We start from the raw sequence: 12,942 nt of genomic DNA, 5'->3' as shown, positions 1-12,942 counted from the left end.
AGTTAGGTAGTAAGGATCACTCCGTTTTTAGAGATTTCACCGGATTCATAAGTGCGGCTTTGATACTTTGGATGCTTACCGTCAGCAACGCTACGCCTACCGCCAGCACACCCGCTACCAGGAAGGTCCACCAGGGAATATCAATACGGTAGGTAAAATCCTGCAGCCAGCGATCCATCGCGTACCAGGCCAGCGGCGAGGCGATCACAATAGCTATAAGTACCAGCTTCAGAAACTCCTGCGAGAGCAACGCCACGATGCTGCCAATGGAGGCACCAAGTACTTTACGAATACCAATCTCCTTGGTACGTAACGCCGTCGTATAGGCCGACAGGCCAAACAAGCCCAGGCACGCCAGAAAAATCGACAAGAAAGCAAATACACTGAAAATGCGCCCGGTACGGGTTTCAGTAGCATAGAGTTTATTAAACTCCTGGTCCAGAAACTCGTATTCAAATGGACGGCTGGGGATCAGTGTGTTCCACTTGTTTTCCATGAACTGCAGCGTGTTAGTCAGTTGACTACCTGATAGTTTAACCAGTACTACATTGCCATAGCCCTCAGGAAAAATGACCAGCGGACCTATCTTGTCACGCATCGAGGCAAAATGAAAATTCTCCACCACAGCTTTTACTTCGCCCTTGCGGTTCTGCCCCATATCTATTTTCTGCCCTACGGCTTGCTGTGGAGTCCAGCCCAGTTCTTTGGCCGCCGCTTCGTTGATAATAAAATGGTAGTAATTGGCTGTATCGCCAAACATGACGGGGGCCAGCTGCATGTCCTGCCGCGTAAGGTCGCTACCGGCCAGGATGCGCAGCCCCATAGTCTTTACAAAGTCTTCGTCCACCGGTAGTCCCGCTACCATCTTATACTGGTCCTCGGGCATATCCGAACGCCGCATCGCGTACCCCCCCTTCACAAACACCGGCGATTCATACGCCATTGATACCTGCTGTACGCTGGAATTTTGTTTGAATTCACTTTTAAGGGCTTGAATCTTCTCCCCTACCTGCCGGTCAGCGGGTAGTATTACTACGTGCTCCTTGTCATAGCCCAGTTTCTTATTCTGGATATATTTGAGCTGATTCTGAACGACAAACGTGCTGATGATCAGGAAGGCAGTGATCGCAAACTGAAATACAATGAGCGTACGCCGGAAATTTCCTGCGCCGGTGGTCTTAAGATGTCCCTTAAGTACCCGCACCGGCTGGTAGCGAGTCAGTACCAGCGCCGGATAGATGCCTGCAATCAGACTTACTACCACACCGATACCAACGACAACCAGGAGGTTGGCAGGCTCCAGCCATTGGTTGAACGAGAACTGCCGATCGGATAACTGGTTGAATAGAGGTAAAGCCAGCGATGAGAGCAGAAGCCCCAGCAGCAAAGCTATAAACGTGATGATAATTGACTCGCCGATAAACTGCCCAAATAGCTGCGTGGGAAGTGCTCCCATCACCTTTCGGACTCCTACTTCCTGCGCCCGCTCTACCGCCCGGGTAGTTGCCAGATTGACGTAGTTAACACAGGCTATGATCAGAATAAGTACCGCTATAGAGCCAAAAATGTAGATATAAAGCAGGTCGCCGTTAGGCTCAAAGTTGCCCTCTACTTCCGAGTGCAGGTGTACCCGGCGCAGAGGTTCAAGGTTATACGACAGGTAGTTGTTGCCGACCATTTCTGTCTCGGCCGACTTTGATTTCATATACCCGGGTACCTTAGCCTTCAGACCAGCCAGTGCCTCCGGCGTACGGAGCAGCAGGTAGGTAGCGTAGTTGGCTGACCACCACTCTTCTCTTTTAGAAACATCCAGCGTCGAGAACGAAGCCAGAATATCGTACTTGATCTGTGAGTTGAGCGGCGCATCTTCTACTACTCCCGTTATGGTATAGTCGGATTCACCGCGTCGGGCATCTACCCGTACTACCTTACCTAGCGGGTCTTCGGTACCAAAGTACTTTCGGGCGGTGGATTTGGATAATACCAGCTGGTTAGGTCCCGCCAGGGCTGTCTGTGGATTGCCTTTTAGTAAGCCAAAAGAGAATACCCTGAACAGAGAAGAATCAGCATAAACAACCCGTTTTTCGTTGAATCGCTGATCGCCATGACGTACAATAGCCGAACTGTTCATCAGCCGGACCCCTGCTTCTACTTCCGGAAAAGCTCTGACAAACTCAGGAGCTACCTTGGTCCCGGTAACGGGCGCTTTTCCCACGTTACCATCCAGACTGTACTCCATCGTAACGCGCACAATCCGATCCGCCTTCTGCTGAAAATTGTCGTAGCTCAACTCGTGAGATACGTACATAAACAGCAATAGGCAGCAGGTAAGACCTACTGCCAGTCCAAAGACTGTAATGAACGAGAAGGTCTTGTTCCGCCACAGGTTACGAAACGCTATCCGGAAGTAGTTCTTGATCATGGCTATTTTAGCTAGTAGCTATTAGATATTAGCTGGGGGTACGCCCATGGTGTCTCTTGTAGCTCTTTAAGGGCAGTGTAGGTAACACCGCCCTTTTTGATCTTGGTATCGATGGAGAAACAGCTCTTTTGACTTCTATGTATACAGGCTATTCCCAAATTGGAAAAAGCTAATGGCTAAAACCTAATAACTAACCGCTCTACTAAACGTGTACCTTCTCGGTGACGATTTTACCGTCGAAGAGATTGACGATGCGGTGGGCAAAGCCAGCGTCGTAAGGGGAGTGCGTTACCATGATGATGGTGGTACCACCTTCATTAAGCTGACGGAGCAGGTTCATTACCTCTTCACCATTCTTGGAGTCAAGGTTACCCGTAGGCTCATCCGCCAGGATGGTTTTGGGAGTGGCTACTACCGCCCGGGCTATGGCCGTACGCTGCTGCTGACCACCCGATAGCTGCTGCGGGAAGTGGTTGCGGCGGTGCATCATGTTCATGCGGGTCAGGGCTGCTTCTACGCGGTCCTTGCGCTCGTTGGGAGGCGTCTTCAGGTACAGCAGGGGTAGCTCGACGTTCTCATATACGGTGAGTTCGTCAATAAGGTTAAAGCTCTGGAACACAAAGCCAATGTTTCCCTTACGAATCTGCGCCCGCTGCCGTTCCGACATCTTCGACACATCGGTGCCGTAAAAATCGTAGACACCTTCAGAAGGGTTGTCCAGCAGACCCAGGATATTCAGGAGGGTTGATTTACCACATCCTGAAGGGCCCATGATGGCTACAAACTCACCATCCTTGATTTCCATATCAATGCCGTTCAGGGCGGTGGTTTCCACCTCTTCGGTGGTGAAGACTTTTTGCAAATTAGTAGTTCTGAGCATGGCTTTTCTTAGATGTTAGCTGTTAGGGGTTAGCTATTAGTTTATAGATTATATGATTCGTATTGAATAAATACAGATTATGCGAAAATTTGAAGATTTACAGATCTAGCAACGTAGTCATGCTTTAACATCAGCTATTTATAAGGCTTCCGCTACTTTCCCTAAGGAAAAACTATATAGTCTTACTTCCCAAATACGACGTTCTGCGGCATCCATTCCAACCAATATTGCTGAAGGCTGCGGAAGAAATACTGAAGCAGACTTTGTACGTTTTCTGGTTATAGCTATGGGCTCTTCCTCTGAATTGGCGTATCAGCTTATCTTAGCCAAAGACCTACAATATCTTTCAGAAGAAGCATTTTTTACACTAAACTCGGAGCTGGTTGAAATAAGGAAGATGATCAACGCCTATATCCAGAAAGTTAAACCATCTTCCTAAATGCTAACAGCTAACTACTAATAGCTACCAGCTCCTTAAAATTCAAGGACCTCATTATCTCCGAAATTCTCATAGGACGAGGTGATTACTTTTTCGCCTGGTTCCAGACCTTCCAGTACTTCGAAGTATTCAGGATTTTTACGGCCCAGGGTGATCTTGCGGCGTGAGGCCTTGCTACCATCTCCATTGACTACGTATACCCAGTTACCTCCGGTGTCAGAGAAGAATCCACCCACAGGTAGCAGTGTAGCCTTGGAAGGTTGTCCTAACTGCAGTCGGATCGGCGTAGACTGACCGCGTTTGATCCGGACGGGAGCGCCTTCTACAAAGCTCATATCCACTTCAAAGCGTCCGCTGCGTACTTCCGGATAGATTTTTACGATTTCGAGCGGGAACGACTTGCCGTCAAAATCCATAGAACCGCGTAGTCCTACAAAGATGCGGGAGATATAGTGTTCGTCGATACCGACACGCATCTTGAAGCCATCCAGGTCATCAATCTGACCGATGTTCTGGCCCTGGTTAATGTTTGAACCTACCTCTACATTCATGGAAGAGAGCAGACCAGATACCGGTGCTTTCACTACCAGGTTATCCAGCGTCTGGCGCCACAGGCTTACGTTCTTTTGAGTATTAGCCAAAGTACCTTCCAGCTGGCTGATCTGCATCTTAGCGTTTTCTTCCTGATACTTCTGCGATTCCACCTCAATTTCGCGCTGCTTGGTCAGGCGCTCAAACTCACGCTTGGTTTTCAGATAGTCAGCCTCAGGAATTACTTTATCCCGGAACAGTTGTTCGTTACGACGGTGGGCATCACGAGCCTGGTCGATCTGGAAGTCTAATTCACTGAGTGTCTTCTGCAGGTTAAAGCGTTCTACTCTCAGGCGCTGACGGGTATTTTGCAGGTCGTTTACGAGGCGGCTGGCTTCGGTTTCAGACTGTAAGAAGTTTAGCTTCAGGCTCTGGTTTTCGAGGCGGAGCAGTACATCGCCCTGCTTCACCATGTTACCGCCTTCCACGAGCTTCTGGGTCACGTACCCTCCTACGATCGCATCAAGCTGGATGGTCTTCAGGGGTTGTACCACACCGGTCACGGCGATGAATTCATCAAATTCGCCCTGCTTAACCGTAGATACCGTCAGCTTGTCTACCTCTACGTTCAGCTTACTACGCTTATCGGCAAAGAAGAACTGGTAAACAATAAAGCTTGCGAGCAGCACACCAATCACTGTACCACCAATGCGACGGCTGTTCCAAAACTTCTTGGGCTTTATACGATCCATAGAATTCGAATTAGTCTCGACGAAGCCGTTTTTGGGAGTACCAAAAGGGGGTGTTTTAATTTCCATTGTATTATGAATGTCTTTATGTATGGCTAAATAAGTTTGTCAATCTGTTACGTCTCCATACCCAATCCCCGTGCCAGAACAACGGAAACTGCCTAAACTACTGTATTTCAGCTATATCATATTTTCTACCCCCATTGCAATTGTTCATTATCGGACACTTTTGTTCGATGCCGAACAAAGCCTTTTTTACTACATTTGTGTAATTTGTTTAATGCTAGTCGCTTAAGTCCCGGAACAAGTATAAGGAATAGTTTTTGCACTTCCCTGCTTGCACCAAAAGCGGCTCGTATTGATCCGAACCCATACTCATGCTATCATTCATGCAGCTCTCCCAATCCAAAATCCTTATCATGGACGATGATGTGGACGTACTCAGTGCGGCCAAGTTATTACTCAAACGTCACGTCAAACAGGCCGATATTGAAAAGAATCCCGAGCGACTCCCCTTCCTGATTACCAACGGAGCCTACGACCTCGTCCTGCTGGACATGAACTTTACACGTGATGTCAGCAGCGGGCGCGAAGGCTTTCAATGGCTGGACAGGATTCTGGACATTGCGCCCGAAACGACCGTCATTATGATTACGGCCTATGGAGATGTAGAGATGGCGGTCCGGGCAATGAAAGCCGGCGCGGCTGACTTTGTACTCAAGCCCTGGGAAAACGATAAGCTACTATCTACCATCGAAAATGCCCTGCAGAGCCGTAAGGATACATCGGGTAACGGGGAAGAAAAGAAAACAGAAAAGAAAGCATCGGATACCTCCATCATAGGTAGTAGCGCGGCCATGCAGCAGGTACTGGATACCGTTGAGCGCGTAGCCCCTACCGATGCGAACATACTGGTACTGGGCGAAAATGGTACCGGCAAAAGCCAGCTGGCCCGTCACATTCACCAGCTCTCTAAGCGCGCCGATAAGCCATTCGTGACCGTAGACCTGGGTGCTCTGAGTGAGTCGCTGTTCGAGAGTGAGCTGTTTGGTCACGTAAAGGGAGCCTTTACCGACGCCAAGGACGACCGTCCCGGACGCTTCGAAGAGGCGCAGGGAGGTACCATATTCCTGGATGAGATTGGTAACCTGCCCCTACCCCTGCAGGCCAAGATGCTGACGGTGATTCAGGAGCGGCGTATCACGCGTGTGGGCTCCAACAAACCTATACCGGTAGACGTACGACTTATCTGCGCTACCAACCAGAACGTGGACAAGATGGTAGCCGAACGCCAGTTCCGGCAGGACTTACTCTACCGCATCAACACCATCGAACTGGAACTACCTCCCCTCCGTGAGCGCCCGCAGGATATTGCTCCGCTGGCCGAGCACTACCTCAAGCAGTTCCGCAAGAAGTACAGCCGTCCGGTATCGTCACTGAGTGCCGCACTGGTCAAAAAGATGGAGCAGTACAACTGGCCCGGCAACATCCGTGAGCTGCAGCATGCCATCGAGCGCGCGGTGATCCTGTCGCAGTCCAATGCCCTCCAGCCGGAGGACTTGTTCCTCAAGAATACAGGTCCGGAACCGGCCGCTGCTACCGGGTTTGATCTGGAAGAAATGGAAAAGAATATGATTGTCAAAGCCCTCAAACGCTATAACGGCAATATTACTGACACGGCCCGCGAGCTGGGCCTGAGCCGGGCTGCCCTGTACCGTAGGATGGAAAAATACGGACTCTAAGCCTCTAACTCTGCGCACCCTTTTATGCGTCATTTTTCTATTGGCATTTTTTGGCGGGTAGGTCTCCTGATCCTCTGTGGTATGGGACTGGGCTACCTGCTTGTACAGGAGCCCCGCTCCTGGCTACTCATCTGGATTCTGGGGCTCATTACCCTGCAGGTGGGGCGCAGTATCTATCTGTACGTTACTTCTTTCAACCGTAAGTTCGTACACTTTCTGGAGTCGGTGCGCTACTCCGATTTTGCTATCAAGTTTCGCTCTGACAACGAGATGGGTCCCACCTTTCGGGAGCTGAATCAACAGTTTAATGAAGTACTGGGGGCCTTCAGGCAGGCGCGGGCCGAGAAAGAAGCCAACCTGCAGTACCTCAACGCTATCGTACAGCACATCGGTACGGGATTGATCTCTTTTGACGCAAACGGACAGGTCAACCTGATCAACAATGCGGCGCTGCGTATGCTGGGGATCTACCGGCTGCGACAATTGAGCGAACTCCAGGACACCCACCCCCGCTTATATGAGCTCCTTTCTGATCTGGAAACGGGGGTGCGCGAACTATATAATACCCCTAACGACCAACCCCTGGCCGTACAGGGTACGGCCATACAGTTACAGGGCAACTGGGTACGCATCGTAGCCCTGCAGAACATCCGGACGGAGCTCAACCAGAAGGAAGTCGAAGCCTGGCAGAACCTGACCCGGGTACTGCGCCACGAGATCATGAACTCTCTCACACCTATCCTGTCACTGGTAGGTACCATGCGTCTGATTGTCAATGAAGATATTGAGAAAAGTACTACCGACCAGGAAGCCGTAGGTGACCTCAAGGAAGCCCTGCAGACTCTGGAAAAACGCAGCCAGGGCATGATGCAGTTTGTGAATGCCTACCGTGATTTTACGACGCTGCCTAAGCCGAATCTGGCTCAGGTGGAGGTGCGTGAGCTACTGCGTGACGTTACCCAACTGCTGCAGGCTAACCTTACTTCCGCCGGAATACAGTGGCAGGTAGATGTCAATCCCGAGAACCTGACAATAAAGGCCGACTATGATCAGCTACAGCAGGTACTTATCAACCTGGTCAAGAACGCGCTCGAAGCCTTTAGCAAGCAGCCCAATCCCCTTATAGAGCTGACAGCTTACTTAAACGACAACCAATCGGTTATTATCGAAGTCAGGGACAACGGCGATGGTATTGAACCGGAAGCACTCGAGAAGATATTCATCCCCTTCTACACCACCAAAAAGACCGGATCGGGTATTGGTCTGAGTCTGTCCCGTCAGATCCTGCAGCAGCACGGTGGACAGCTCACTGCTCATTCGAAAGTAGACGAAGGAACGGTTTTTTCTATGATAATCTAGGTAACTGAGATTTTTCTCTGCCACATTCCAACCATTAAGGAAGTACAGTGATCATAAGATAAAAAACAGAGTACTATGCAGAAATTAGCCTTACTACTACTGATGGGAATAAGTACCATAGCCTGTCAGGATGGAACAATAGATAAACAGGGAGACCAGGTAATCCGGTATAAGGAGACCGTCAACCTGAATGATTCTCCCAAAGCTACGCTGACGTTTTCGGAGGTACAGGACAGCCGCTGTCCGGAGGGTGTACAGTGTGTATGGGCAGGAAATGCTACGGTTGACCTGACCCTGACCTCAAGTATTTCGTCTTCTACGGAGCCCGAGTTGGTCCAGATGTGTCTGGGTGATTGCCGTACGCTCTACCCCAACAAGCCTTACCGCACCGCCGATACGCTCAACTATACCCTGGCAGGACAGTCGTACCGCTTTATACTGAAAGCGGTGAATCCGTCACCCAAGGCTGATAAGGAAGTAAAGAAAGAAGACTACACGATTACGCTAGGCATCGAAAAGATGTAGTAACGATACCATATCTAGTCACACCTGTATTTCCACACCATCATAGAGCCACACTATCAAGAAAGCCGCTTTGAAGCGGCTTTTCTGTTATACAGTAATGTACTTGTTGCTACCCCAGTTACCCGTGCCACGGTTTGGAACCGTGGCACGGGTAAAAAGCCGATTTGGTCTTATGTCAGAATTATCCCTGAATGACTTATATTAAGGCCGTAACTAGCAATGTAATGCGCTTCTATGAAGAGTAAAGTACTTGTTTGGATGCTTGTGCTAGGTGTAGCCGCCTGTCAGGAAGTCTCTATTTATAATAATGAAGACTTGAAAATTAAATACAAAGAAACAGCTCTACTTCCTCCCTCCACCACCCTGACCTTTCGGGAAGTAGTAGACAGCAGATGCCCATCAGATGGTGTTTGTATACAAGCTGGTAACTCTGTCGTTAATTTAGAAATCAAGCCCATTGGTTCTTCTTCTAACCAAGCCCAGGTGATAGAATTATGCTCCGGCGCTTGCGCAACTACTATGCCTGATACCGCCTACGTCAATATAGATGGTATCCGCTACCAACTCAAGCTACTGGAGGTGGCACCTTATCCCAACTTTTCCAAGGGGTTCACTCCCAAAGAAGAGTACAGCGTGAAGGTTAAGCTCCAGAAAAGTCGGAAGTAGTCAGCAAGTACTTTGCAAACACCCGTGCCACGGTTCCAAACCGCGGCACGGGTACTTTAGGGTTATTCATTTCCCTCGGCGAGCTTGCTCTTCTTATAGCCGTAGCTGAAATAGATCACCAGACCAATCACCAGCCAGATCACAAAGATCAGCCAGTTGGAAGTACCCAGCTCCGTCATCAGGTAGAGGTTCGTAAGGATACCCAGGACCGGCAGGAGTGAAAATTTATGCCGGAAAGCCAGGACTGAAAGTACCAGCCAGGTAATCCAGAAGACACCCAGCAAGGGCTTGTCAGCAACGGACTGACCTAGCGTACCGGCCGAAAGTGTAAATCCAAAAGCAATCACAAAGAGTACTCCCACGATAAACTGCCCATTGACATAAGGTACCTTAAACTGCGATTGCCGTGAAATACCCGAATGATCCATGTAGAGTACCCCGGCACATACCAGTATAAAGGCAAAAAAGGTACCTACGCTGGTAAGGTCTACGAAGAAGTCCATTTTGAAGAAAAGAGCAGGTATCGCCACTACGAAACCCGTTACGATGGTCGCGAAAGAGGGCGTCTTGTACTTGGGGTGAATCTTCGAAAAACGCTTCCACAGCAGGCCGTCGCGGCTCATGGTCATCCAGATCCGGGGCTGCCCCAACTGGTACACCAGTAGGGCACTGGTAATAGCTATGACTGCACTGACGGAGATAATACCGGCCATAAAGTCCAGACCGATGCGCTGAAATACAAACGCCAAAGGATCGTCGACATTGAGTTCTTTGTAGTTGACCATTCCCGTCAGTACCAGCGTAATCAGTACGTACAGGACTGTACAGATCAGCAGGCAGTAGATCATAGCCTTGGGCAGGTCACGCTGCGGATTTTTACACTCTTCGGCCGTGGTAGAGATAGAGTCAAAACCAATAAAGGCGAAGAATACGGCGGCTACTCCACTGAGTACGCCCTTCATTCCATTGGGTGCAAAGGGCAGCCAGTTTTCCGGCTTCACGTAGAAGGCCCCGGCAAAGATAACCAGCAGTACGACCCCTATCTTCAATATCACCATGATGTTACTGGCCGTCCGCGACTCCTTGATACCAATGTACACCAGCGACGTCACGAGTACCGTAATAAGCCCGGCTGGCAGGTCCAGAATGATACGCATACCTCCGAATTGTGGGGCGGTCGCGTAGGCCCGGGCGGCCTCGCGCTCAGCAAAGGTCAGCGCATCTGTTCCTACGGCCTGCAGCTTAGCGAAGGCCTCCGCGGCTGATCCGGGATCAATAGTCAGGTAGGCCGGTAGGTGCAGCCCGAATCCGGCCAGCATACTGACGAAGTACTCGGACCACGAAATGGCTACTACCATGTTGGAAACGGCATATTCCAGAATAAGCGCCCAGCCGATAATCCAGGCAAACAGCTCACCAAAGGTTACGTAGGCATAGGTATAGGCACTACCCGATACGGGTACAGTACTGGCAAACTGCGCGTAGGAAAGCGCCGTAAATACGCAGGCAATAGCAGTAAACACGAACAAGAGAGATACGGCCGGACCTCCGTTGAAACTGGCCAGACCAATCGTACTGAATATCCCCGCCCCTACTATGGCCGCAATACCCAGAGATACCAGATCACGTACCCCAAGCACTTTTTCCAGACCGGCCCCTGCATCGGCATTCTGGGTATCTCTAAGAATTTTAGCTACTGACTTTTTACGAAAGAGAGAGGAATTATTTGCCATGAAGTGATTTAATTAATTTCGAAATATAGGGATAGTTTCAGGTTTCTGAAATAGTTGTACCCGATCCAGACACTATTCTTACTTCGGGCTCAACAGATAATGTAAAGCTCCTTCATTTTCTTTTATCCACCTGCTCTTTATTTATACACCAGGCACCGGCCTGAACTGTAAGGCTCGGGGTCAACCGTGGTGTTAGCGGATTTTTTGATTATACTTGAATACAAAAGGAGAATCCGGAAGGATTACCAGAAAAAACAGGTGCTAACGTTATCCTGTGTACAGGACTAGTCAACTTAGCCGAACACATTGAATTTTAAATTTTCATGAATAGTAAAGAAATCTCTCTGCCAGAAGCTCTTATTCCTATTATATTTCTGATTGCACTGCTCGCTTTGAATGTTTTTACTTTTGAAGATTCACTGGGTGGCCCTAATCAGTTTGCTTTACTACTGGCCGCAGCGGTAGCTACCCTGGTAGGCTATACCAAAGGAATCTCTTATAAAGATGTGATCGCTCAGATTGCCAGCAATATCGAAAGTACGACCGAAGCCATTATCATTCTGCTGCTGGTGGGCTCCCTGGCGGGGACCTGGCTGGTGAGTGGGGTGGTTCCGGCGATGGTGTATTACGGCATTCAGATCCTGCATCCTTCGGTTTTTCTGCCGGCCTGTGTGGTGATATGCTCCATAGTCTCGATAGCTACCGGTAGTTCCTGGACAACCAGCGCTACCATAGGCATAGCTCTTATGGGTATAGGCAGTGCCCTGGGCATATCCGAAGGAATCGTAGCCGGAGCGGTAATATCAGGAGCCTACTTTGGTGATAAAATGTCGCCCCTGTCCGATACGACCAATCTGGCCCCTGCCATGGCTGGTACCGACCTGTACACCCACATCCGGTACATGGCTCTGACGACCGTTCCTTCCATTGTGGTTACTCTTATCTTTTTTGTGATTATCACCCTAAACCTAGATACAGCCAGCGCCCAGAGCACCACCCGAATTCTTTCGGTGATTGATTCCAAGTTCTTTATTACTCCCTGGCTGTTTCTGGTACCGGTTATTGTGATCGGGCTTATCCTCCGCCGTACTCCTCCTATCACGGCGCTTTTGATTGGGGCGCTACTGGGTGGCGTATTTGCCCTTATATTTCAACACCAGCTTCTGCTGTCCATTGCCGGTACGGATAGGCTGGACGCCAGAGCTGCTTTCAGAGCAGTGATGACCGCTCTTACGTCAAACGTCGCTATTCAGACCGAGGACGCTTCCCTTAATGATCTTTTTTCGTCGGGAGGAATGGCCGGCATGCTCAATACCATCTGGCTGATCCTATGTGCCATGGCTTTTGGTGGAGCGATGGAGGCCAGCGGTGCTTTGAATAAGATCACTCAGAGCATTCTTCGGGTAGCTCATTCTACCACTGGACTTTTTACCAGTACCGTATCTACCTGTATACTCTTTAACCTTACCGCCTCTGATCAGTACCTGGCCATAGTGGTACCCGGTAAAATGTTTGCAAGGGCGTACAAAAAGCAGGGACTGGCTCCCGAGAATCTGAGCCGCACGCTGGAGGACTCAGGTACGGTCACCTCTGCACTCGTTCCCTGGAATACCTGTGGGGCCTATCAGAGCGGAGTACTGGGCGTAGCCACACTAGACTACCTCCCCTACGCGTTTTTTAATATCATCAGTCCTTTTATGACGCTGATCTTTGCCGGATTTGGAATCAAAATCAGGAGAATCCCGAAAACAGAAATAGAGCCAGCCTTTGATTCGGATCCTGTTACTAACCGGTAGTACTCCGGCTGGTTTTTAATTAAAATGGTTAAACTGTTTGTTACATTTTTAATGAGGAGCGTTTGGGTCACATAGCCCGTGCCCCCACAGGCCACGAATA

The 12,942-nt window shown here is 49.6% G+C and carries 9 protein-coding genes and 1 pseudogene; 6 read left to right on the top strand and 4 right to left on the bottom strand.

Features of this window, described 5'->3' with window-relative positions; genetic code table 11:
• Positions 1–16: 16 nt before the first annotated feature.
• Entirely contained in the window at positions 17–2,422 is a 2,406-nt protein-coding gene (locus tag JUB14_RS04255) for an ABC transporter permease (RefSeq protein ID WP_207504514.1), read from the bottom strand.
• Between the two features lie 202 nt (positions 2,423–2,624).
• Positions 2,625–3,302 carry an ABC transporter ATP-binding protein gene (locus tag JUB14_RS04250; protein ID WP_207504513.1) on the bottom strand — a complete coding sequence of 226 codons (678 nt, stop codon included), beginning with the start codon at positions 3,300–3,302 and terminating at the stop codon, positions 2,625–2,627.
• A gap of 121 nt (positions 3,303–3,423) precedes the next feature.
• On the opposite strand from JUB14_RS04250, the pseudogene JUB14_RS04245 reads away from it, so the two are divergent.
• Positions 3,424–3,741 (top strand): annotated as a pseudogene (locus tag JUB14_RS04245) (four helix bundle protein); the annotation flags it as partial.
• Positions 3,742–3,776: 35 nt separating this feature from the next.
• Here JUB14_RS04245 and JUB14_RS04240 read toward each other — a convergent pair.
• Positions 3,777–5,024: an efflux RND transporter periplasmic adaptor subunit gene (locus tag JUB14_RS04240; RefSeq protein WP_207505931.1), complete on the bottom strand. Its 1,248-nt coding sequence runs from the start codon at positions 5,022–5,024 to the stop codon at positions 3,777–3,779.
• A 374-nt stretch (positions 5,025–5,398) separates the two neighbouring features.
• On the opposite strand from JUB14_RS04240, the gene JUB14_RS04235 reads away from it, so the two are divergent.
• From JUB14_RS04235 to JUB14_RS04220, 4 genes are all read left to right on the top strand, one after another.
• Positions 5,399–6,763, top strand: a complete 1,365-nt coding sequence (locus JUB14_RS04235) for a sigma-54-dependent transcriptional regulator (protein ID WP_229367516.1) — start codon at positions 5,399–5,401, stop codon at positions 6,761–6,763.
• 24 nt (positions 6,764–6,787) lie between these two features.
• Positions 6,788–8,122, top strand: a complete 1,335-nt coding sequence (locus JUB14_RS04230) for a sensor histidine kinase (protein WP_207504512.1) — start codon at positions 6,788–6,790, stop codon at positions 8,120–8,122.
• A 75-nt stretch (positions 8,123–8,197) separates the two neighbouring features.
• Positions 8,198–8,647 carry a hypothetical protein gene (locus JUB14_RS04225; protein WP_207504511.1) on the top strand — a complete coding sequence of 150 codons (450 nt, stop codon included), beginning with the start codon at positions 8,198–8,200 and terminating at the stop codon, positions 8,645–8,647.
• Positions 8,648–8,881: 234 nt separating this feature from the next.
• Positions 8,882–9,313, top strand: a complete 432-nt coding sequence (locus JUB14_RS04220) for a hypothetical protein (protein WP_207504510.1) — start codon at positions 8,882–8,884, stop codon at positions 9,311–9,313.
• Positions 9,314–9,375: 62 nt separating this feature from the next.
• Here the strand turns inward: JUB14_RS04220 and JUB14_RS04215 are convergent, their stop codons facing one another.
• Positions 9,376–11,046, bottom strand: coding sequence for an amino acid permease (locus JUB14_RS04215; RefSeq protein ID WP_207504509.1), 1,671 nt, complete (start codon positions 11,044–11,046; stop codon positions 9,376–9,378).
• 323 nt (positions 11,047–11,369) lie between these two features.
• Here JUB14_RS04215 and nhaC point away from each other — a divergent pair, with 323 nt between their 5' ends.
• Positions 11,370–12,842, top strand: coding sequence for a Na+/H+ antiporter NhaC (gene nhaC, locus JUB14_RS04210; protein WP_207504508.1), 1,473 nt, complete (start codon positions 11,370–11,372; stop codon positions 12,840–12,842).
• The last annotated feature ends 100 nt before the right edge of the window (positions 12,843–12,942 follow it).

Source organism: Telluribacter humicola (assembly GCF_017355935.1).
GTDB lineage: Bacteria > Bacteroidota > Bacteroidia > Cytophagales > Spirosomataceae > Telluribacter > Telluribacter humicola.
Note: the sequence above shows the minus strand (reverse complement) of the source record. Positions and strands in the feature narration are given on the sequence as shown.

Coding starts and splice junctions, on each gene's coding strand:
- nhaC (WP_207504508.1), top strand. CDS start 11,370: ATGAATAGTAAAGAAATCTCTCTGCCAGAAGCTCTTATTCCTATTATA.
- JUB14_RS04250 (WP_207504513.1), bottom strand. CDS start 3,302: ATGCTCAGAACTACTAATTTGCAAAAAGTCTTCACCACCGAAGAGGTG.
- JUB14_RS04220 (WP_207504510.1), top strand. CDS start 8,882: ATGAAGAGTAAAGTACTTGTTTGGATGCTTGTGCTAGGTGTAGCCGCC.
- JUB14_RS04255 (WP_207504514.1), bottom strand. CDS start 2,422: ATGATCAAGAACTACTTCCGGATAGCGTTTCGTAACCTGTGGCGGAAC.
- JUB14_RS04225 (WP_207504511.1), top strand. CDS start 8,198: ATGCAGAAATTAGCCTTACTACTACTGATGGGAATAAGTACCATAGCC.
- JUB14_RS04230 (WP_207504512.1), top strand. CDS start 6,788: ATGCGTCATTTTTCTATTGGCATTTTTTGGCGGGTAGGTCTCCTGATC.
- JUB14_RS04240 (WP_207505931.1), bottom strand. CDS start 5,024: ATGGATCGTATAAAGCCCAAGAAGTTTTGGAACAGCCGTCGCATTGGT.
- JUB14_RS04215 (WP_207504509.1), bottom strand. CDS start 11,046: ATGGCAAATAATTCCTCTCTCTTTCGTAAAAAGTCAGTAGCTAAAATT.
- JUB14_RS04235 (WP_229367516.1), top strand. CDS start 5,399: ATGCTATCATTCATGCAGCTCTCCCAATCCAAAATCCTTATCATGGAC.